At 47.6% G+C, this 22970-nt stretch carries 17 protein-coding genes and 1 pseudogene; 8 read left to right on the forward strand and 10 right to left on the reverse strand.

The window, feature by feature from the left end; translation table 11 throughout:
- Positions 1-129 precede the first annotated feature (129 nt).
- Positions 130-924, forward strand: coding sequence for an SDR family oxidoreductase (locus QF049_RS17625; RefSeq protein ID WP_307539258.1), 795 nt, complete (start codon positions 130-132; stop codon positions 922-924).
- 137 nt (positions 925-1061) lie between these two features.
- On the opposite strand, the gene QF049_RS17630 is transcribed toward QF049_RS17625, so the two are convergent.
- Positions 1062-1823, reverse strand: a complete 762-nt coding sequence (locus tag QF049_RS17630) for a YwaF family protein (protein ID WP_307539260.1) — start codon at positions 1821-1823, stop codon at positions 1062-1064.
- A 264-nt stretch (positions 1824-2087) separates the two neighbouring features.
- Here QF049_RS17630 and QF049_RS17635 point away from each other — a divergent pair, with 264 nt between their 5' ends.
- Positions 2088-3062, forward strand: a complete 975-nt coding sequence (locus tag QF049_RS17635) for a ring-cleaving dioxygenase (RefSeq protein ID WP_307539262.1) — start codon at positions 2088-2090, stop codon at positions 3060-3062.
- Positions 3063-3145: 83 nt separating this feature from the next.
- Here the strand turns inward: QF049_RS17635 and QF049_RS17640 are convergent, their stop codons facing one another.
- The 3 genes from QF049_RS17640 to QF049_RS17650 form a co-directional block, all read right to left on the reverse strand.
- On the reverse strand, positions 3146-3853 hold the full coding sequence (locus QF049_RS17640) for a stalk domain-containing protein (protein ID WP_307539263.1): 708 nt from the start codon (positions 3851-3853) through the stop codon (positions 3146-3148).
- Between the two features lie 270 nt (positions 3854-4123).
- Positions 4124-4969, reverse strand: coding sequence for a hypothetical protein (locus QF049_RS17645; protein ID WP_307539265.1), 846 nt, complete (start codon positions 4967-4969; stop codon positions 4124-4126).
- Between the two features lie 200 nt (positions 4970-5169).
- Positions 5170-6447, reverse strand: coding sequence for a methyl-accepting chemotaxis protein (locus QF049_RS17650; RefSeq protein ID WP_221819020.1), 1278 nt, complete (start codon positions 6445-6447; stop codon positions 5170-5172).
- Positions 6448-6781: 334 nt separating this feature from the next.
- Here QF049_RS17650 and QF049_RS17655 point away from each other — a divergent pair, with 334 nt between their 5' ends.
- The gene (locus tag QF049_RS17655) at positions 6782-8215 is read left to right on the forward strand and encodes an aspartate ammonia-lyase (RefSeq protein ID WP_124117146.1); all 1434 of its coding nucleotides are present in this window, start codon (positions 6782-6784) and stop codon (positions 8213-8215) included.
- A gap of 123 nt (positions 8216-8338) precedes the next feature.
- On the opposite strand, the gene rpoN is transcribed toward QF049_RS17655, so the two are convergent.
- Positions 8339-9643, reverse strand: a complete 1305-nt coding sequence (gene rpoN, locus QF049_RS17660) for an RNA polymerase factor sigma-54 (protein ID WP_307539267.1) — start codon at positions 9641-9643, stop codon at positions 8339-8341.
- A 129-nt stretch (positions 9644-9772) separates the two neighbouring features.
- Entirely contained in the window at positions 9773-11320 is a 1548-nt protein-coding gene (gene pruA, locus QF049_RS17665; protein WP_307539269.1) for an L-glutamate gamma-semialdehyde dehydrogenase, read from the reverse strand.
- A 445-nt stretch (positions 11321-11765) separates the two neighbouring features.
- Between pruA and QF049_RS17670 the strand changes: the two genes are divergently transcribed.
- Both QF049_RS17670 and QF049_RS17675 read left to right on the forward strand, forming a co-directional pair.
- Positions 11766-12689, forward strand: a complete 924-nt coding sequence (locus QF049_RS17670; RefSeq protein ID WP_307539271.1) for a proline dehydrogenase family protein — start codon at positions 11766-11768, stop codon at positions 12687-12689.
- A 469-nt stretch (positions 12690-13158) separates the two neighbouring features.
- The gene (locus QF049_RS17675) at positions 13159-15012 is read left to right on the forward strand and encodes a sigma-54 interaction domain-containing protein (protein ID WP_307539273.1); all 1854 of its coding nucleotides are present in this window, start codon (positions 13159-13161) and stop codon (positions 15010-15012) included.
- 47 nt (positions 15013-15059) lie between these two features.
- Here the strand turns inward: QF049_RS17675 and QF049_RS17680 are convergent, their stop codons facing one another.
- Complete coding sequence (locus QF049_RS17680) at positions 15060-17129, reverse strand: nSTAND1 domain-containing NTPase (RefSeq protein WP_307539275.1); 2070 nt, start codon at positions 17127-17129, stop codon at positions 15060-15062.
- A gap of 309 nt (positions 17130-17438) precedes the next feature.
- Between QF049_RS17680 and QF049_RS17685 the strand changes: the two genes are divergently transcribed.
- Positions 17439-17729 carry a hypothetical protein gene (locus QF049_RS17685; RefSeq protein ID WP_307539277.1) on the forward strand — a complete coding sequence of 97 codons (291 nt, stop codon included), beginning with the start codon at positions 17439-17441 and terminating at the stop codon, positions 17727-17729.
- A 59-nt stretch (positions 17730-17788) separates the two neighbouring features.
- On the opposite strand, the gene QF049_RS31410 is transcribed toward QF049_RS17685, so the two are convergent.
- Positions 17789-17989 (reverse strand): helix-turn-helix domain-containing protein, encoded by a 201-nt coding sequence (locus QF049_RS31410; protein WP_373428263.1) that lies wholly within the window; start codon positions 17987-17989, stop codon positions 17789-17791.
- 1144 nt (positions 17990-19133) lie between these two features.
- Positions 19134-19445: pseudogene (locus QF049_RS31495) on the reverse strand (PucR family transcriptional regulator ligand-binding domain-containing protein); the annotation flags it as partial.
- A 203-nt stretch (positions 19446-19648) separates the two neighbouring features.
- Here QF049_RS31495 and ald point away from each other — a divergent pair.
- The gene (ald, locus tag QF049_RS17695; RefSeq protein WP_307539281.1) at positions 19649-20782 is read left to right on the forward strand and encodes an alanine dehydrogenase; all 1134 of its coding nucleotides are present in this window, start codon (positions 19649-19651) and stop codon (positions 20780-20782) included.
- Between the two features lie 167 nt (positions 20783-20949).
- Here ald and QF049_RS17700 read toward each other — a convergent pair whose 3' ends face one another.
- Positions 20950-21867 carry a PD-(D/E)XK nuclease family protein gene (locus QF049_RS17700; RefSeq protein ID WP_307539283.1) on the reverse strand — a complete coding sequence of 306 codons (918 nt, stop codon included), beginning with the start codon at positions 21865-21867 and terminating at the stop codon, positions 20950-20952.
- Positions 21868-22265: 398 nt separating this feature from the next.
- On the opposite strand from QF049_RS17700, the gene QF049_RS17705 reads away from it, so the two are divergent.
- Positions 22266-22949, forward strand: a complete 684-nt coding sequence (locus QF049_RS17705; RefSeq protein ID WP_307539285.1) for a serine/threonine protein kinase — start codon at positions 22266-22268, stop codon at positions 22947-22949.
- The last annotated feature ends 21 nt before the right edge of the window (positions 22950-22970 follow it).

A 22970-nucleotide genomic window follows, 5' to 3' on the forward strand; every position in this document is an offset into this window, starting at 1 on the left:
TGCTCACAGAACAGGGCCGCATCGCGGTCCTGTTCTTTTTGATATAGACACATATGATTCATCAGTCTTGAGCCGGGTATGTTAGAAGTAGAGCGTACAACGATAATCTAACTCCTGGAGGGATCAGAGATGAGTGAACAACGTTTGGAAGGCAAAGTGGCGATTGTAACCGGAGGTGGATCGGGTATTGGTCAGGCTACCGCTATTCGTTTCGCCGAGCATGGAGCCAAAGTGTACATGCTGGATCGTACACCCGAAAATGCGGAGGAAACCAAGCAGACGATTGAAAAAGCTGGCGGAGAAGCGTATGTGATCGAATGTGACATCTCCAAACCGGATAATGTGCAGAAGGCAATCAATCAGGCTGCGGCTGAAGCGGGTAAACTGGATATCATATTTGCAAATGCCGGCATTAACGGAACGATGGCCCCGATCGAAACGATGGAAATTGAGGACTGGGACCAAACGATGGAGATCAATATGCGCGGAACCTTCGCAACCGTCAAATATGCCATCCCCCATCTGAAAGAACATGGCGGCAGCATCATAATCACCAGTTCCATCAACGGTAACCGGGTCTTCTCAGGGATCGGTTTCTCTGCATACGCTTCCAGCAAAGCAGGACAAACTGCGTTTACAAAGATGGCTGCACTCGAGCTGGCTCGTTATAAGATCCGTGTTAATGCCGTCTGCCCAGGAGCGATTGATACCAACATTGATGATAACACCTACCCGTCGGATGATCTGAAAAAAGTACAGATTCCTGTTGAATTCCCTGAGGGTCATGAACATCCGCTCAAGGGCGAACCTGGAGCGTCGAAGCAAGTGGCGAACCTCGTTCTGTTCCTCGCTTCCGATGAAGCCTCTCATGTTACAGGTACACGAATCTATGTGGATGGTGCGGAATCTCTGCTCCGTGGATAAAATATAAATATAAGTTGCCCCCTTTCAGGGACAACGCCCAAACATCCCGTAAGCATCTGATCCGTTCAGATTACTGCGGGATATTTTATTTATAAAGAGTTTATAATACGGCGTAGACGCAACTACAAGGATTATCCCTATACCGCGGAGCTTTTACCTTTTTTCACACGATGCTTCAACCGATCTGGGATGGCAAAGAGCAAAATGTACATCAGCGAAAACAAGACTAACGCAAGTATCTCTTCCCCAAGGATGTACAAGGGATACGGACCTAACATATCAAGCACCGAGGGTGTACTCGGTTTGTGTCTCAAAAACATATAATTCGCGTCAAGCATGACATCTACAACGTATACGATTAGTGCAGCCACATTCACAAATATCATGGAACCTGTTACAGACCTCCAGCTAGGTCGCAGCTGTTCCACCCAGGTCATGTAGAGTAAAGCCAGAATGATACAGGCATGAGCAACGAAAAATTGAATGAATCGAAAATGTGCATAACCATAACCCAGATTAGGAGTCAGGATCGCCATAAGGGCTCCAGCAATACCTGCAAACAGCAGTGCAGAATGTAACAGTCGACTGCGTGTCAGCAGTAACAATGCCGATAATAGCAGAGACAGACTGCATAGTTCGAGTGGCAGTGACGTCTGCAGGCTCCATATCCCTCCATACACATACCAGAGCTGCAGCACGATTTCGCAGGCAAACATGATACAGGCCAGAACAATCCGCAGTATGCGGCGTGCCCGCTCTGACCATGATCGAAGATGGTGTCGAAGCAAAAACATCAGTACAATTAATGCTGTAATTACGCTAATTGAAACGATATGTGAAGTGGAGAACAGAATAAACGGCTCTGCATCATAAGGGTCCAGCCTTGGTGGATACGCCATGCATCTCTTCTCTCCTTTACAAGGATCTCACCAACATTATCTCTCTTTAATGTTAACTTTTTCATTTTGCCATTGAATGAAATTGCTGTCCAGTTGGAATTCTAAATAAGCATTGTAATTTAAATATCTTTATGTTAAGATAAATCCAGAACCAAAACAAACGAAAAGTTAGTAACTTTCTTAATCGAAATGATAAAAATACAGCACTCAACAAATGTTCAACTAAACATTTACACTATCCCATTTCATCTAGGAGGAATTATTATGCAAATCAAAGGACTTCACCACGTATCAGCTCTAACCGCACATGCCGATCAGAACTATCGTTTCTACACCAACATCATGGGTCTGCGCCTCATTAAAAAAACAGTCAACCAGGACGACGTGTCTGTCTACCATCTCTTCTATGGCGATGAGAAAGGCAATCCGGGTACCGAACTTACCTTCTTCGAGATTCCGATGGCCGGACAGACTCGTGAAGGTGTGAACAGCATATCTGGAACGTCACTGCGCGTTCCAAGTGATGCGGCACTAACGTACTGGCAGCAGCGTTTTGAAGAATTCGAAGTCCCACATGGAGAGATTGTTGAACGGGGTGATCGTGCGACGCTCTCATTCACAGACTTTGAAGGACAACGTCTGATTCTGGTCTCGGATGAAAACAACACAGGTGTCGCTGGTGGTAAACCATGGGATCAGAGCCCTGTGCCTGCCGAGTATGGCATTATAGGTCTTGGCCCTATCCATCTTACGGTAAAAGATGCTTCCCTTACCTCTCCGGTCCTTACCGAACTGCTCGGTTTCAGAGCTAAAGGAAGTTACCCTGCCTTTACTCCAGGTCAACCTGATGTACTCGTTTTTGAATCCGGTGAAGGTGGCAGCGGCTCCGAGGTGCATGTTGAGGAGCGGAATGACCTTGCTCAAGAGCGTCCTGGACGTGGCAGCGTACACCATGTTGCGTTCCGTGTGGATAACGAAGAAGAACTGAAACAATGGGTGGAACGGGTTCGTAACTTCCAATTCCCTAACTCCGGTTTTGTAGATCGCTTCTACTTCCGCTCCCTGTACTTCCGTGAAGCAAACGGTATTCTGTTCGAACTTGCAACCGATGGTCCGGGATTTGATACAGACGAAGAATTGGAGCATCTGGGTGAATCGCTTGCTTTGCCACCATTCCTTGAAGGTCGCCGCGCCGAGATTGAAGCTAATCTCAAACCGCTGGATACCGTCATTCGTTAAACATAAAAACGATTATCACAATGTGTGTTATGGACTTGATCCAGCAACACCATCGTTGATAATCGTTTTTTATTACGTCTATTTTATTTAACCAAATATGATGTTGTAAGAGGTACAAATAGCGATGAACCTGGATCTTCTGAAACAATCTCAACAAAAACAGCTTCAGTACCCGATACATCCACGTCCAGGCTAACCAATCCGTTGCCCGGCGATATGCTCAGCTTTTTGAGAACCGTATTGTCCTGGTTGATGACCTGTATCTCCTGATTCCCTTGAAGAGCGGCCAGTTCCAGATGCAGGGAAGAATACTTTTTGCTCGTCATGATCTGGAAGTCGTCTCCTTGCTTCACGGAATCTGTATGCAGATATACATCTTTATAATCCTTGCCTTTGTAAGTAGTCTCGGCAGGATCTTTGGTATGCCATGCGGTAGATCCCAACACCGTTGTTCCCAGTGTACTTAGTGTTACTTTATCGTTGGTTACTGGCCCGGTTTCATTTTTCCCACCAATCAGGACGGATGAAGTTGCACTGTCATAAGTGATCTCTGTCCCAAGCAAGGATCCCACAGCACGCACAGGCAAATAAGTCGTTCCGTTGTAAGTGATAGGCAACACTGTTTTACCATTGGCATCTTTGGCTGTCACCGTAGCATCATTCATTTTTAGCGTAATCTTGCTGTTCAGATAGGCTTTAATCTGTTCCAGTCCTGTTGCTGCGAGTGCACCTGTTCCGATCCCAAGCGTTAATGTGCCTACCATCAAACCCAGTACAACCTTTTTCTTCATCAAAATCCCTCCTGAATGTTAAAATGATTTTTCCTTTATACATTTAAACGACTAAAGTGATAATGTCAAATTGTTTACTGCATTTTTAGTACCCTGTGCCCATTTCCGGGCAGCACAAAACGAGGCTGTATGTCCCGATTTTTTTCAGCCTCGCCCTGTTTCCCACTGTCTGCAAACGCAGATAAGGAGGTATTCTGTTCAGATGCTCACTACATTTCACATTCGTGAACTTCCAAATTCCCGCTGCACTACGATATCAACATGAGGCCATTAATCAAAAGTTTCATAATATTCTTCTTCATACACTTCCATACTGTACTTCAAATCTACGGCCTTCCACTCGCCATCTTGATACTCATAAGTGAATGTCAGATCACCGGCATATAGTGCCGCTCCGTAAGATCCTGCTGCTGATACGACAAGCTGGCCATCCTCTACACTGTAATAGGTAACTCCACCGAATCCCAACTCTTCGTTATATACGCCGCCACTCGTATCTTCCTCGATTCGTAAAGGTTCTGCTTGAACGCCATCAACGGCGACATCAACATCCACGCGGTCTGAACTAACCGTAACTTTCGACTTCACATGCTGTTTCGCAATCTCATCCAGAGATTGCATCTTCATTTCTTCCAGCGTTACCGGATTAATAATACGTGCTTGTCCCAAATAAATACCTGTTCCATGACCTTCCGTGTACAGAACAATAATTTCTTTCTGGCCGTCTCCATTCAGATCCAGCTCGTGCACTTCGGGTTTGTAAGACCCACCTTCTCCCTGCCAATCACTAAATTCTTGTATCTTGCCGTCCACTTCCAAAATCATTCCGTTGTATATATATCCTGAACCCTCGACTTTCATAGGGTATAATCTGACGTTCTCATTCTCTGGAGCTACCGAAACATATTCCTCTTTCACGGGGATGGATTCCTGTGTTGTCTCCGCTGTGTCATGCAGTTTATCTATATTGGAAGCCTCGACCACTGCGGTCTGGCTGGATTGATCATCTATATTAAGCTGTTTTTGCGATTCATTCATGGTTCTGGCAGCCGAAGTTGTACTAATCGTAGCTACCGCCAAAATAATCATCAGCAGGATACCTGTCCAAGTTTTCAATATACTGGGCTCCTTTATCTGTTGTGATAATCCTATTATATCTTCATTTATCGCCTGCAAGTTGCGAATTTGTTAATCTTTCATAAAATAATCTTTACAAATTTCCGTTTTCACGAAAGAACGTTCGGCTTTAACCAGAATAAGCAAATTATCATGCCAAAACTGTTCTCAAAAAAAACAAAAAAAATCCCGAACACAGCTTAAGGCTGCATTCGGAATGCTTTAGTTTTGTCCAATAACCGATCGGTTAATTGTCTCAGTTCTTCAGCCGAGGATGAAATCTCCTCCATGATGGCTGTCTCTTCGTGTGCGGCATCCATAATTCGTCTCGCCTCATCCGAGAACGATCCGGCTTTCCCCTGGATCTTCTTCACATGACCGTGCGTTTGCTCCACGCGACCAGTCTGTTCTGCAATCTTGGAACCGATATCATGCGCACCCTTCATAAATACTTCCACTGTTCCTGTCAGTTCATGCAACGTCTGATCCACAGAGATGGTCCGCTCCGATTCATTAACCACGAGACCATGCTGCTCATGAGATAGTTGGGCTGTCTCCCTGATCCGCTGCTGTACACGACTAATCAGCTCATTAATACGATGTACCGATTCCTTACTTTCGTCTGCCAGCTTGCGGATCTGCTGCGCCACGACTGCAAAACCAGAACCTTCTTCACCAGCTCGAGCAGCCTCAATGGAAGCATTCAGGGCAAGTAACCCTGTTTCCTCAGCAATGTTTTTGACAGAATGGGTAATTACCTCGATATCGGAGGCTTCCTTCTCCAGCAACAGCATAATGTCGCGGGAACGATTGTGCGACTCGGCCAGCTCGTCCATTCCTTTCATCAACGATGAGAAAGTCTGTTTTGTATGATCCACCGATCGTTCCATCTGACCAGACATCTCTGTCATATCCATGGACTGGCTATGCATACGCTGGAAATCGTTCAGCATCTCATCCGCAGTGATCAGAGATTGATGGGAAGTGACCTTCTGCTCTTCAACGCCTACCGCAATATGATCCACCGCATCCGACATCATCTCGATCTGTTCAGCGGCTTGGGTAATCGCTTCACTCAGAGACTGTGCGTTCTGTGAAGTCGTTCTTGTACTGTCTGCAATATCATTTACAATGCTTCGAAGGTTAGAAACCATTGCGCGAAAAGCATCATATAATACTGTAAGTTCATCCTGCGTGCGTCGCTGTGGAATTTCGGTTGTCAGATCGCCCGCTGAAACCTGCTGTGCAGCCCGGGACAGGTGAACGATTGGACGAGTCAGCCAGCGTGAGGCAAACCATCCCAAAATCCCGTTCCAGCAAACTCCCATGATCAGGATAATCGATATGTATACCCAATTCGGAATATCTAATGTAATCCAGTCTTTGACAAAAAATATAAAAAAGCCGCTAGTTCCGTAGGTAATAATCGAAATCAGTACCAGACCTGCGACAGTCTTTGCTCCTAAAGTCCATTTCATGTGCACACCCCGTAGTCCTTTTTTCCTATTTTACCAATCAAGTACCAAATTTCATGTGATATACATCACTGAAAACGTTCTATTCCTCCCATACTTGCCGTTCATGCATGACTTCTCTACCATAAAGCGCATAATGTATAAGACAAGCTTGGACACTCCTCCCTTTCTTGAAAATTGAATAATATTCCATTTAATATCCCTAATTTTATTTATTATCGGCACAAGCGGCCAAATGATTTAGATTGGCATCCATTTTGCTTAAATGATATACTGAGTGCGCTTCAGCAATGCTGAAGCCGAACTATTTTTATTGATGCCACTGGAGGCGAACGAGATGTCTACTATGTCCACACGGACGGAGAAAGATTTTATCGGTGAAAAAGAAATCCCGGCTTATGCTTATTACGGAATTCAGACGGTACGGGCCGTGGAAAACTTCCCGATTACCGGCGTTCCGGTACACCGGGAGCTGATCACGGCTCTGGCTGCGGTGAAGAAGGCAGCAGCGATTACCAACATGGAGTTGAAGATGCTGCCAAGCAAGATTGGCGAGGTAATCGTCATGGCGGCTGAAGAAATGATGAAAGGCCATCATCTGGATCATTTTATTGTAGACTCCATTCAGGGCGGTGCAGGCACCTCCATGAATATGAATATGAACGAAATTTTGGCCAACCGCGGGCTGGAACTGTTAACTAAAAGCAAGGGAGACTACTTCCATTGCAATCCCAATAATCATGTAAACATGTCCCAGTCCACCAATGACGTGGTACCTACAGCACTGCGTATTGCGGCGTACCAACTGTCGGAGACGTTACTCGCTACCATGAAAAGACTGCAGGAGGCGTTCCATAAAAAAGAAGTGGAATTTAACGATGTGGTTAAGGTTGGCCGTACCCATCTTCAGGATGCCGTGCCTATTCGCCTTGGACAAGAATTCGGCGCTTATGCCCGCGTCATCGGACGGGATATCGAGCGTCTTGAATTCGCCAATCGCCGCCTGCTTACCATTAACATGGGTGCAACTGCGGTAGGTACTGGACTTAATGCCAAACCCGAATATATCGTCAAGGTTACAGAGCACCTGTCAGCTGTTACCGGACTTCCACTACAAACAGCTGAGGATCTCGTGGATGCAACGCAGAACACAGATGCCTATCTGGAACTTTCAGCGGCGCTGAAGGTATGTGCGGTCAGCCTGTCCAAAATCTGTAATGATATTCGCATGATGGCTTCAGGTCCGCGTGCAGGATTCAATGAATTGCTCTTGCCACCGCGTCAGCCAGGTTCGTCCATTATGCCGGGCAAAGTCAACCCGGTTATGGCGGAAGTCATTAACCAGGTATCCTTCCAGGTGATGGGGAACGACCATACGATCTGTATGGCGTGCGAAGCCGGTCAATTCGAGCTGAATGTCATGGGCCCAGTTATTGCGTTCAACTTGCTGCAATCCCTGAAAATTATGAATAACGGTATCGATGTTTTCACACGTTATGCAGTGGAAGAGATGGAAGCTAACCGTGAACGCTGCGAATTAATCATGAAGCAAAGTTTCAGTGTGGTTACGGCGTTGAACCCGCACTTAGGTTATAATGTGGCAGCCTCCATCGTGAAGGAAGCGCTCAAGACTGGACTTTCCTTACAGGAGATTATCCTGGAACGCGGACTGCTGACACCGGAAGAACTGGAAGAAATTCTTCATCCGGAACAGATGACTACACCAGGAATTGCCGGAGAACACTTCCTGCGTAATATGGAACGTTTGTAGGTAATCAGGAAAACTGGTGCAGCAGCAACCCAAACACGAATGATTAACAAGAACCCCCGCAGACCGTTTATACGGTTTGCGGGGGTTCTTGTATTCTGAGATGATAAGACGCCAGCTATTTGATTAAGCCCATCGTTTACGCTCAAGGGAAGGCAGAATCTGAAGTTCCTCTCTGTACTTGGCAACCGTTCTGCGGGAGATAACAATCCCCTCCTCGGCGAGCAGTGTAGCCAAATGACTATCGGAGTATGGACGCTGAGTCTGTTCCATGCGAATGATTTCTTTTAATCTGCGTTTCACCGCTGATGCTGATGTTTTATCCCCTGACGTTGTACTGATTCCGGAGTCAAAAAAAGCTCTGAGTTCATACACACCATGTGGGGTCTCAATGTATTTACCGTTCACCGCACGACTTACCGTTGATTCATGCATGCCAATCTTCTCTGCAATAACAGCCAGATTAAGTGGTTTTAGCGCGGATGGGCCTTTGACCAAAAATTGCTTTTGCTCTTCCATCACTGCCGCCAGCACACGCACTAAAGTCCTGCGCCGCAGGTGTACACTCCGAATGATAGCCCTTGCCTGTGCCACGCGGGTAGACCAGATTGCGTCCGGAGCCTCTTCCCTGATCCAGCGGAAGCACGCTTCATTCATTGATACACGAGGGTTACCTGCTGCATGCAGACTATAATGGACCTCACCGTTACGCAACCCAACAACGGCATCCGGAATAATGTAATGTGGCCGTTCTGTACATCCGATGGATCGACAGGGCTTGGGGTCCAGACGTGTAATATAGTCATAGGCAGTCTGAGCTTCCCGTGAAGTCATACCTAATCGACTTCCTGTTCTACCTGGGTGAAAAGGAACCAGTGCTTCCAATCCGGCTTCCACCATCCGCTCCGCATTCAGCGTTGCTGATGGATCACGTCTAATCTGGAGCAACAGACATTCTTGCAGATTCCGCGCCCCTACACCAGCAGGGTCCAGCGATTGGAGAAGCTCCAGTCCCGCTGCAATCTTGCTCATCGGTTGCTCAAGCGCTGCTTGCACCTCTGCCAGTTCAACGGTGAGATAACCATCATCATTGACGCATCCTGCCAAATATACTGCCACATTCTCCAATTCGTCCTGAAGTGTCATCACTCGAATTTGCGCAATCAGCAATTGTTCCAGTGTAGACTCGGCACCTCTGACCTGAAGCAGCGGATCGTAGGAATCATGCCTGCGCTGATCCAATCGCCGTGGCACCCTGGCGAGAGGCGCAGCTTGTTCTTCCAGTTCAAGAACTGGATTTTCCTCCGCCGCATCCAGCAAGTAACGATTCAGATCCTGGCCGGACATGGTCAGCAAATGAAAGGATTGTTTCATCTCCGGCGTGATGGACAGCCGAATACGTTGTTCCTGCACCAACTGAACACCTAACATCCGTTTCCCTCCTTATGCCTTGTGGCAACAAACATCTGTGTTTCTTATACGAACCAAAGGATTTGCAGGGATAATAGCATATTATTCAAGCAAATGTAAGAAGTTTTTAGTCGGATCATGGGTTTCTGTCTAGTATTTCTCCGATACCAGCTTTGCCTGTGTTAACAACAGCAGATAGTCTCTTCCACCTGCCTTGGAATCCGTGCCTGACATGTTAAATCCGCCAAATGGATGTGTGCCCACCAGTGCTCCGGTACATTTCCGGTTGAAATACAGATTACCCGCAAAGTATTCGCGTCTTGCCTGTTCCAGATGTTCACGATTACGTGAGATCACCGCGCCGGTCAGACCATAGTCTGTATTATTGGCGATATCCAGTGCGTCCTGGAAAGATTCTGCTTTGATGAACGCAAGCACAGGTCCAAAAATTTCATCCTGAGCAATCCGGGCTTTCGGGTCCACATCGGCAATTATGGTTGGTTCAATGAAATAACCTTCAACGTTCCCTGTACCGCCACCGTGCACAAGACGCCCCTCACCCTTGCCGATTTCAATATATTCCGTGATCTTTGCATATGCCTTGTCATCAATAACCGGCCCGACCTGACTGCCAACTTCAAGAGGACTACCCATCGTCAGTTTCTGTGTCCGTTCAATCACTTTTTGCAATACTTCATCATATACATCCTTATGAATAATGGCACGGGAACACGCCGAACATTTCTGTCCTGAGAAACCAAATGCCGAAGCGGTAATGGACTCTGCTGCGAGTTCCAGATCACTGTCACTGTCAACTACGATGGAATCCTTGCCGCCCATCTCTGCAATAACCCGTTTAATCCACTTCTGACCTGGAGCTGTACGTGCTGCACGTTCATTAATTCGCAGTCCTACATCTCTGGAACCGGTGAAACTGATAAACCGGGTGAGCGCATGATCCACCAGATAATCGCCCACTTCACTGCCTGATCCTGGTAAAAAGTTCACGACGCCATCCGGCAGACCAACTTCTGCGAGCAGCTCCATAAACTTCGCGGCAATCACCGGAGTTGTGCTGGCGGGCTTTAACACCACGGTGTTGCCGGATACCAGTGCAGCAGAGGTCATGCCTGCCATAATCGCCAGCGGGAAGTTCCAAGGTGGAATGACAACGCCCACGCCCAGCGGTATATAACTCAGTTCATTATCTTCCCCTGCAATCCGTACGAGGGGCTGCGGTTCACTCAGTCGCTGCATTTCCCGTGCATAGAATTCCATAAAATCAATGGCTTCCGCTGTATCCGCATCGGCTTCAGGCCAAGTCTTGCCGGCTTCATAAACCATCCATGCGGAGAATTCATGCTTGCGACGGCGCATAATGGCAGCTGCTTTGTATAGATAACGAGCCCGTTCATTCGGGTCAATATGTTTCCATGTGTGGAATGTCTCCGCCGCTTTCTGAATGGCCTTTTCGGCCAATTCCTGATCTGCCTGATGGATCGTTCCGACAACTTGATTCTTGGCCGCTGGGTTCACAGACGTTAACGTGCGGCTACTTGTTATTTTTTGCCCACCAATAATAATCGGGTATTCCTGCCCAAGTTCAGCTTCTACCTGACGAAGTGCGTCTTCAAATGCTTCCTGGTTCGCCTGGACCGCAAAAGGTGTGAATGGTTCGTTAACAAAAGGGATATTCATCAATGATTCCTCCTTCAGGATGTGGGGTTGCTGGCTGCTCGCCTGAATTATTTTGCATGTTACTCATCATCAAATATATGTAGCAAAATCCGTGCCAACTCAGGTTGGGATTGAAATATTTTTCTCGTTAAATTCAACTACTGAAAATTCACACGGGCCACTCCGTTGACAGAATAACCGTCCGATCGCTGTTATCCCCAGATTTTTTTGACTCCTTTTTATAGAGGGAAAATCCGGGGATAAAGGCGAGCGCTCCACTTCTTCAGGTTCTTTCTGTCCTCTCCGTTTTGTGTAAATGTTTAGTTCAATTTAAATAGATAATTTTCATGAAAAATAGTAGGCCATCGCTAAATCTGGCACGCTTCTTGCTTCTAATTAGGAATAAAAAGCATGATTTAACCGAGCCTGAATCGAATGATGCACAATGCTGAAGGAGGAAACGAAAATGAGTGTAGGAACGGAAATATATCGCAAAACCTTATTAACCGTGGCAGGCAACAAAGCTGTAGAGAACCTGTCCATTAGATATGGTAAGAAGCTGGCAGGCAAGTTTATCGCAGGAAACACCTTGGAAGAAGCTCTCAAAGAGATCCACATACTCAATAATAAAGGCATTATGGCTACGCTCGATCATCTAGGCGAAGGTATCACACGTCTGAGCGAAGCGGCATTATACAGGGATGAGTATGTACGACTGGTAGAAGGCATTGCACGTGAAGGGGCAGACTCCAACGTCTCGCTGAAACCAACCCAGATGGGCCTCGCACTTGACCCGGAAGAGGGTTATCGAAATATCCGTACCGTTGCCGCACAAGCCAAATTGCATGACTTATTTGTCCGAATTGATATGGAGGATAGTCCATTTACTCAAGCAACGCTGGATATTGTTCGAAGACTGCACTCGGAAGGACTGCACAATACGGGCACAGTCTTGCAAGCCTATCTGCATCGCACCGAAGAAGATACGCGTGATATGATTCGGGAAGGCATCCGGCTTCGTCTGGTTAAAGGTGCTTACAAAGAACCTGGATCAGTCGCCTATCAGAATACTTCTGAAGTCATTCATCAATTCAAAACGATAATTCGTAATCACCTCGATCAGGGTGTGTACACTGCGGTTGCCTCGCATGATGATCACATCATTAACTGGACGAAACAATACGCCAAAGATCGGGGAATCTCGCCGGATGCCTTTGAATTCCAGATGTTATATGGTCTGCGCATGAGCGAACAGGAACGTCTCGCCAAAGAAGGCTATCGCATTCGTTGTTACGTACCTTATGGCACCATGTGGTATCCGTACTATACCCGTCGTTTAGCCGAAAAACCGGCTAATCTCTGGATGGTCGTTAAAAATATGTTTAGATAAATGATAACCATGCTCTCCTGTTTTTTTGGGAAAGCATGGTTATTTGAGCTATAAACTGAATTCTCATTCTTAACACGAGATCCATTCACATGTCTAAAATTTAAGAAGCCTCCAATTGAAATGTCTAATATAATGGACACTCCTGTACCTGTTCAACCTCGTTCAATCCCCCGCGGTCCTCTTTCCTCCGGTCTGACGGCTCTATTTAGCAAGAATACAAACGTCAGGTTTCATAACATTAAGTCCACTCAGAACCTTTAAATTCCAGCTACAAGCAACACTTCTCTTTACTTCAATCTAATGTAATCGCATACATTAAAAAGCGAAAACTTATTTATCGAGTCCAACATCCCAACCTGCACACCCGATGTCAAAAAATATATACACAACTACCTCAGAACGTTATAATATACATAATTTCACATTATTTATTTTTGTCTAAGTATATGCTGCAACCGAGGTGATTCTGATGAGACATTTATTACCTGAGCTGAATGCTTTGTTACGAACCGATATGTGTATTCTAGATGAAGCCCTGTATGACGAACACCCACTTCAGTCTATACCTTCAGAACTCCATATAGGTACGGACAGACCTGTCTTTATGCGCTGTAATACAGAATACGCCTGGTTGTACAGCCAACCCAATAGAACAGTACCATACGGCCGTCTTCCTGTGCCTGTCGTCTCTGCTTCGATCGAACTTGCGGAAGTGATCCCCTTATTTGCTACGAGCCCTCTTCTATTAATAAAGAATGATCAGGGCGAATATGAGGGATATATCTCCGTATCCGATGTTTTGCATGCCATGATGCATGCGCATCGCCTAATAGAAGCTTATTTTGAGACCACACTGGAGACAGCGGGTTCAGCTCTGACATTAATTAATGAAGATGCCAAAGTGGCCTACTGGACAACTGGCGCAGAGCATGTTTTTTCGATCAGCAAAAAAGACATCATTGGACAACCCGCAGCGGACTTTTTTCCTCCAGATCGGTTACAATCTCTCAAGACGTTGTATACCGGCGAAACGGTCTATCGCAAACAGCATCAGCCACGGCCCGACCTCTTCGCCCTGATTAATGCTCGTCCGGTCCAACTGGATGGACATATTGTGGGTGCAGTTGCTGCCGAAGTGGATATAACAACCGAAATCCGATTACATCAGGAACTATTACATATGACCTCCAAAGTCCAGCATCTGGAGAAAGCCGTTGCTCGGCTACGGCCCGAATTAGATCCATTCGCCAGAATCAAGGGCAGCAGCACGGTCATTAAGAAGTGTCTGGAGACCATTCGCAAGATCAGTACCACCTCAGCAACCGTACTTATCCTCGGAGAGAGCGGCACAGGCAAGGAGTTATTCGCCAAAGCCATTCATGATCTTCGTGAATTGCAGACTGCACCGTTCATCGCTATTAACTGCGGGGCAATTCCCGCTTCATTGTTTGAAAGTGAATTATTCGGCTATGAGAAAGGCGCGTTCTCCGGAGCGGATCCCAAAGGAAAAAAGGGCAAGATTGAGCTTGCCGAAGGGGGTACTCTTTTTCTGGATGAGATCGGTGAGATGCCATTGGAATTGCAAGTGAAGCTGCTTCGGGTGTTGCAGGAGAAGAGTTACTTTCCTGTGGGGGGAACACGAATGAAACAGGCCGACTGCCGGATTATCGCTGCGACCAACCAGAATCTACAGCGTATGATTGCCCGCAATCAATTCCGAGAAGATCTCTACTATCGACTGAATGTCATTAACCTTGTCATCCCTCCTCTGCGTATGCGCAAGGAAGATATATATGAATTAACCCAGACGTTCCTTCAAGAATTCTCATTGCTCTATAACCGTCATATTGAGTTGGTTCCACCTGAAGTGTTCAAGTTGCTGTTCCAATATGATTGGCCAGGCAATGTACGTGAATTACGAAATGTGATCGAGCGCCTGACCATTCTGACGACTGATGGTGAGGTGAAGCAGGAATATCTGCCTGATACCCTCACTTCCCTCACCATGCAAGAACAGTCCAAAGTTCAACTGACATCTGGATTTCATTCACATGCCAACAACGAAAATCAGAAACCTCAGGATTCGGCGGGAGCAGAATCAGAACAAGAACCTCGAACGGTTGCAAATGTGGACGAATTAGATATCTCGGATGATTCCGAACTTGTCTCCGGTGTTACCTACCAGCAAAAATTGGACACCCATGAGGCCCAACTTCTAATTCAATATCTGAAAGCAGCAGGTGGCAACAAACGAATACTCGCCAAGCAACTTGGCATCTCAAGGGCAACGCTCTATAATCGCATGAAGAGGCTTGGTCTATGACCAGCCTCTTCTTGTCGTTATTATCGGTATGATGAACGAATAGAACCCTACAAAATCCGCGCCAAGCGAGTCAGCGCTGTTCTGAGATGGCGATAAAATGTCGCCCGACTCATGGAACACGTCTGGGCTGCGGCAGTTGGATTGCCAGCATGCGTCCAGTAGGCCGCGTATAACAGCATCTGATCCTGTGGAGACAGGCCATGCACTCTGCCTTCCAACAGATCCATGACATACAGCTGTAACTGGATTCCATCCTTTACCCCTTTAATTCTGCCAGCATATTCATGCAATTCTCCCGGAGAACGAAGGTATCCCAACATCTTGCGAACATCCTGTTCAGTCCAGACTCCTCCACCCGCTTCCGTTGTTTCCGGCTGTATACGATTCACCGTTGATTCCGGATCAAGCAGAGACATGACCCACTCTCCGAATTGCCCACTACGCAGATCCAAATCAAGTATGTCCGCTCGGTCCTCAAAACGGTCACAGACACGGGTGCGGGTTCTTCGCATCCGGAATCCAATACTTTGCAAAAATAGTTTCAGGTGAGGGTTCGTTGCAACGAGCATCGCTCGCGCACCATCGCCCAACAGGGACAGACGGTCCAATGCCATGTATCCCACCAGTTCTTCTCGTGTGTAACCAGGCACATCATCTCTTGCCGCAGCCAGTAATGCAAAGTGCGTATCACTCTGATCCGGATCACTCTCAAGCTCCTGTGGTGTGAAGCATTCATGTATCTCATTCGGAAAATATTTTAGTAACAACTCACTACTATCCTTATGTACAAGGATGGTAATGAACATGGCAATTGTCTCCCCAAGCTTGTCACGCATCAATACAATCCCTTCGGGATAACGTTGTGCAAGTTCATCCAGGAAGGGACCATAGGATAACGCCTGTCTTGGTTCCACGCTGTATTCGCACCATTGCTGTAACAGGCTGTGCAGAACGGGCAGATCCTCGCTTCTCATCGTTTCGAGAGGTGAGAACAAGGAATCACGGGACACATCCGCGTACTTGCGGTATTGAAGCATGGATTCCTGACAGAGCAACAGCATCTTCCGGGCGATCAGCCGACGCTCATGCGGCCCCGCCTGTTCATGCAGCGGTTTCAGTAACTTCACGATCTTGATACGCATTGCCTGCAACCGATGAGGCTCACGTTGCCGAAAATCTCGCAGCAGATGCACCCTGGCCATGTCATGCAGGGCAAGACCATCCGGGCCGGAACGGATAAACGACATCTGTCTCAGTATGTGGTACTCTTCTGTCGTCACGGTCATATCCAGTACAGATGATAACAACTCCTGATTGGCTGTCTCAAGCAGTGTTAGCACCTCCACCATGGGATGTAAACGGGGAATTGTAAGTTCCAATAATAATCGGGCGCTGATCATATGCGACAGTTCAGCCCATTCAGACTGCGGAAGATTCCGCCTCTGATCCGCAGCCTCCACCGCAAGAGCCAGACCTAGCGGGTGTCCATCGGTCATTCTCGCAATGCTGCCTGCCACGCCCTGATTCAGAGAGCCTGCTACCGTGATATACTCCGTAACCTCATCAACTGTAAAATGTTGTAGCTTCATCTGTACAAATCGCTGATGCAATCGGGGATGTGTCCGCCAGGCAGAGGCCAGTTCCGGGCGTGAGGCAAGAATGACAAGTATCCCTCTTAACGGAAGTTTGGATACGAAGGCTTCCATGAACCAACTTTCAAGTAGTGCGAGTTCTTCATAGTTATCCACTGCCAAGACTACTCGCTTATCGATTGACGTGTCTTTCAGCAGACTCAGTGGTCGAGTGTACCCTTCACTATCCAGTGTTTCCAGCCCCAATGTCGAGGACAAATAATCCATAAAAACGGAAGGTGTTGCCCCGCAGGATCGGCCATCCATCCAGATTGCTGTCGCACCTCGATTCCGAGATACGGATATCATCTCTGAGAGCAGGGAAGATTTGCCGATGCCTCCCATGCCTGTAATTGAAAATATGGTCAATGGGGCTTCCGGATGATTGAACCAACGCTCCAGTATCGTTAGTTCCTTGGCTCGACCGACGAAACGTGTCCCATCCTCAACATATTTGTCGTATTGTGCCTCACTACTGTTTCCCATATATGTCCTCCGTACTAGATACTGGTACTTTTAATATACAATATATCCTCTCCAAAAATGAGACTATATTGAGACGCATAATTGCATGTGAAGTGATAGAATCTTGTTAAAAGCCAATTTATTGGAAATATTCAACACAGCGGACATGGGAACAAGGTATACATATACACTCCGCGCTATTTCTTAACATAATGGATCATTCCGCCGATCAAGCACACCCAACATGTACATGAGCATTTACCGATCTCGAATTCATGCTTCCCTTTCAAACCTACTACCAGCCCGATATTCCAAGAAAGGCGGATTTGTGTGAGAATAAACCTCGATATCTGTAATCTGAGCGGACAACTCGGAATCAATGCAAAACGACTTAATGAGTGGCTCCACCAAAGTGGAATTTCAACGACAGTCAAAGAAGTAGAACCGGAAGGACGCCCCGACCGTTCATCACCCCCTTATCGGCTTGCTGCCCCTTCTTCATTATCACTGGCACCTTCCTCCGGTCAAACGAAGCTTTATCGGGGCCGACGCTCCACTTCCACTCTGCAACGCCTGCCTGCTTCATTACGACATACCCGGCGAATTAGTAAAAACTGCTAGACTGTGCTCAAGGTAGTGTAAGATCGATGCACAGTCTGTCTTGCATCCCTTTCACCTCATCAAGAGGATTGCCACTGTCCATTCTCAATCATCGCGTGCGCAAGCAGCGCCATCTCCAGACAGATTCTTCTCCCTTGATCCATGTAACCTGGACCCATCAGTTCTTCCAGCTTCTCCAGTCTGTTGTACAACGTTTGCCGATGAATAAAATAACTGGGCGGCCGCATCCCGCTTGGAACCAAAGTTCTGCAGGTAAGCATCTAACGTCTCTACCAATCGCAGGTGATGCGTTTGGTCATATTCAATCAACATACCCAGGTGATCCTGGACAAAGGGTTGCAGGAAGGATTGGGGCAATGCCTTTAACATTTGATATATACCCATACGTTCGTAAAAGTGAACATGTTCCATCGGATCTACCGATCTTGAAACTTCGATCACCTGATAGGCCTCCTGAAGGCTCTCCGGCAGGCTGATCAAACGGTTGCGTAACTTGCCAAATCCCACATGAATCATAACCTGCTTCAAGTTACGACTGGCAAAGCGTTTCACGTCCTGGGCAATCCCTTCCAGTAATCGCAGCAGTTGATGACGTGCAGCAGCCGTTACCGCTTCCTTCGCACAACACAGATATACCTGGTTGTTCTTTAGCATAATCAGGCTAGGCAGATTGTTCTTCTTGAGCAGGGAACGCAGCAGGACAAGAACATCCTGATGATTCGCTTCCATTCGCTCCCGGCCCGTACCCTTCAATCGATGCTCAATCTCGATGACCCCTCCTGCAAACCAGTACTGTCCCTTCACCAGCAAACGAAGCCCCATTCGGGTCTGAGCCTGTTCCTCCTGATGGATGTTGCCATTCATCAGATCCTGGATCAGTTCATTCTGATTGCGGACCATCTTCTCCTCAAGAAACTGGGAACGAAGCGTGAGCGCTGCCGCCGCCTTCGCCGTATAATCGAGCAACAGCTTGAGATATTCTACTGGAGCTGCGGGATGCACAATCATGCCTACAGCAGAAAATACCTGGCCGAAACAGACGACCGGATGACATAACAGAGCCTTCTCTTCGTTCATGTGGAACCATAATTCAGTATCTGAATCATTCAGATCCAGATGTTCTACCTCCTGCTCATACCAGGTATAGATGGCCTGTTCCATCTCCGGAAGAAGTTCGGGCACAAAACTGCCCGGCTCCATGGACGAAATGTACACCACCGGTTTGGCAGCGTACTCATGTAGCAGGTTCAGCACAGCAGACATATCCGTACTCTGTAATGTTCGTTGCTGAAGCTGACGGGAGTATGCTTCGAGACTTTTCAGCAGTTGATGTTGATGATTAATGAGCAGAGAGTGAATATCCTGTGTAATCTCGACAAAACGGACCGGTTGCTCAAATACGATCAGCGGAAACTGGTGTCTGTCCGCCAGTTCAATCAGTTCTTCCGGGATCCCGTTTATGCTGGTACCAAACTCCACACATAACCCCGCTGCCTCACTGCCAATGAGCTGGAGCAGATACTCTTCACGCCCTTCTTCCGATTGAAGCCACAGTCCAGTGGATAAAATAAGATCATGGGGGCTTACGAATGGGGATACATTCGTAATCTCCAATACATGAACCCAGCCAACCTGACGGTTCACTCCATCCTTCCCTGCCGCTAGTCGTGCTCGGACAAATACCGGACGTGCAAGGATATCTTTGATCGTAAACACACGGTCATTTCGCAATGGCGATCCCTCTTCGTGTTATTTTTTCTTACATTATAATCCATGGACAAATGTCCTGAACAGTCTTTTCGACAATATGTTGAGTTCAATTCCTAAAGATTAGACATCAAGTAAGGTGCAAAACGATTATTCAAGTCATAAACTTGTAGTATAAGCTAACAACCAATAAATGGACGAGGTGCATGGTGATGAGAATCGGAATTCCCAAAGAAATCAAGAATAATGAGAATCGTGTAGCAATGACTCCGGCCGGGGCTGCTGATTTCATCAGAGCCGGTCACCAGGTACTGATTGAACAAGGCGCCGGGATCGGCAGTGGATTCACGGATCATGAATATCAAACTGCGGGCGCCGAGATTCGGATTGATGCCAAGTCAGTGTGGACCGAAGCCGATATGATCATCAAGGTGAAAGAACCACTTGCCAGTGAATATGGATATTTTCGTCCGGGACTGATTCTGTTCACATACCTGCACCTCGCAGCGGAACCGGAGCTTGCCAAAGCCCTTATTAAAAGTCGGGTAACGGCTATTGCGTATGAGACGTTGGAGGTCAACAGTGCTCTACCCCTGCTAACCCCTATGAGTGAAGTTGCAGGCCGCATGGCCTCCCAGATCGGAGCACAGTTATTGGAGAAGACCGAAGGTGGCAAGGGCATTCTGTTGTCCGGTGTACCAGGCGTCAGTCGGGGGAAAGTGGTCATTATCGGTGGCGGAACGGTGGGAACAAATGCAGCCAAAATTGCTATTGGTCTTGGCGCCGATGTGACCATCCTTGATCTGAATCTGAATCGTCTGCGCCAGTTGGATGATATCTTTGGCAATCAGATCCATACACTGGTATCCAGCCCGTCCAACATTGCAGCAGCTGTTGCGGCAGCAGATCTGTTGATCTGTGCGGTGCTGATTCCGGGCGCCAAGGCGCCAACCCTTGTCAGCGAGCAAGTGGTTAAGACGATGGCACCGGGCTCGGTCATTGTGGATGTGGCGATTGATCAGGGCGGGATCGTTGAGACCATTGATCATATCACAACCCATGATGAACCGACCTATGTGAAACATGGTGTCGTGCATTACGCGGTGGCGAACATGCCAGGCGCCGTGCCGCGTACGTCCACGGTGGCGCTGACCAACGCCACCATGCCTTATGCGCTGCAGCTGGCCAACCACGGTGCAGCCGTCGCGATTCGCGGCAGTTCGTCCATTCGCAGCGCGGTCAATGCGCTGAATGGACACATCACGTATGAGGCGGTTGCCCGGGATCTCGGGCATGCCTATGTTCCTGCGGGTCAGGCGCTGGAGAATACCGCCGCTGTCCAGTAATCTTGAACTGATCGTTCCACCCGGCGCATAGTCGCCAGGCCTGTGGAACGGAATAGAAGCGCAAGTCGGGCAGATGATGTTCCCGGCTTGCGCTTCTTGATTTTTTTCACATATGAAATAGCTTGTTGGTTGGTATAAGACCTTTAGGTTCCTCCGGTTTTGGCGCTTCAGACTGCTCGCTCACTGCATACTTCGCGGAAGTTGCAATCCCGGCAGGACCGGTGCGATGGCATCGCTGTGAAGTAGGTGACGTCCTTTGGACGGTTATAATACTCATCCTCCACGCAGGATCGCATCTCCTCAATGTAACGACCCACATTCTCCTCCACCTTCCGGATATCCTCTTCTGTGGCTGTAAACTCTCGGTGTTTTCCGGTTAACAGATACTCCACTCTCAGCTCAATCTGTTCCAAGGGAACCCGGTAGTGCTCTCTTACATAGGATGCGTACAGCATTAGCTGATCGGAGAAGTCATCTTCCTTGCCGGTCTTCCAGTCCACAATGACAATATTGCCGTTACTGCGCCGATACAATAAGTCCATCTTCACATACACGCGTGTATCGTGCAGCATCATGGTATCCCATTTCTCGATCTCCAGAATGTCCGTACTTGCCCGGGACAAGTCCTCCCACGTAAGCGTCTGGTACAGGTTACCGACACAGGCTGAAGCCCGTTCCTTGATCGTGGCGATCCGGTCATTCAACGTATCATCCCCGTAATAAATCTCGGACAGCATCGTGCGATTCTTGGGGTTAAGCCGCCACTGATCCGCGTCCATGGATTCCACATACGCCTGATTCAGCAGCTTGCGTATCGTCTGTTCCAGGAAATGTTCACGCGGTTTATCTTTGCCCTCTTCCCTGCTGCGTACCGCCGACTCACACATCCGATGCGCGAGGTCCCCGAAGACAAGGTACAGATTGCTGAGCTGCTTCAGACGGTACAGACGAACCTGCATCTCATCAGCAGAGTCTGTCTTCCAGCCGTTATGGGCACCGTAATAATGATAATAATATTTACGCAGGCACTCGTCGAACATACTCGCCCGCGACTGCGAATAAGACCACTGCGGGTATTGTGCCATAAGTAATCTGCCTTTCTGTATGCCGGATCTGCATGAGATCCCTTAATGCTCACAGTATAAAGCCCGGGCAACCTTGTCGCAAGCGCGCTTCCGTTATTTTCTTATGACGCAACCGTTTCCGATTCGATCCGTATCGTTTATATAGTAACATCACCAAAAGATGAAATTGCGGAGCAGAACGCTTAATATACTTCATAGAGGACAAAGAATCCGGGATGCTGGTATGTGCTCAGGGCGGGCCTGGAACTAACAAATCTTACACACCTTATCACGTGCATAATGTGGCTTTATTAAATCTAACGATCTCCAGACACGCTAATTAGTCTTTTTTGGGGTTGTCGAACGTAATTATTTTATAAAAAAATTGTACAGGCATATCCTAAAAGGAGGCACCACCCATGAATCGACCGGATTGGTTCCAGGCGGAAGAAGCATTACAACATATGCAAGTCATCGGAAGCGACCGGAATGAGCTCGTGAACATCATCGGCGATGTAGAAGGATTGAATTGCATTGGCACAGGTACAGACGCGGCTGTATTTACGTATGACGGCTTGCCGCAGTATGCCTTCAAGATGTACTCGGATCATGCCTTGGACAAACTCGAAAATGAAAAACAGGTATACGAGCAGCTCAAAGGCCTGCCATACTTCCCTACCTATTACGGCAGCGGCCGGAATGTACTCGTGATCAGTTTTGAACCCGGGGATACGTTGCTGGAATGTTTGGAAAAGGGAATCCCCGTCCCCGAGCAGGTGATGCTCGATGTGGACGCAGCGCGAGAAGCCGTTCGCAGCCGTGGGCTGAACCCTCGCGACATTCATCTGAAAAATGTAATTCTCCAGAACGGACGCGGGAAAGTGATTGACGTATCCGAGTATATTCAGGACGGCAATGACAATCGTTGGGAGCATCTTGTCTGGGCCTATCACAACATCTATCCACGGATCAAAGGAACGCCCATATCTCCACGCATGCTGCAAACGATCAAATGGGGATACAATCAGTTCGATCATGCCAATGTCAAAATAGACGACCTCTCCAAAAAGGCGAATAGATTGTTCTCCAGATTTATGAAATAAGCATGTTGCAAACTCACTTCA

This window comes from Paenibacillus sp. W4I10 (assembly GCF_030816325.1).
In the GTDB taxonomy this organism is placed as follows: Bacteria; Bacillota; Bacilli; order Paenibacillales; family Paenibacillaceae; genus Paenibacillus; species Paenibacillus amylolyticus_B.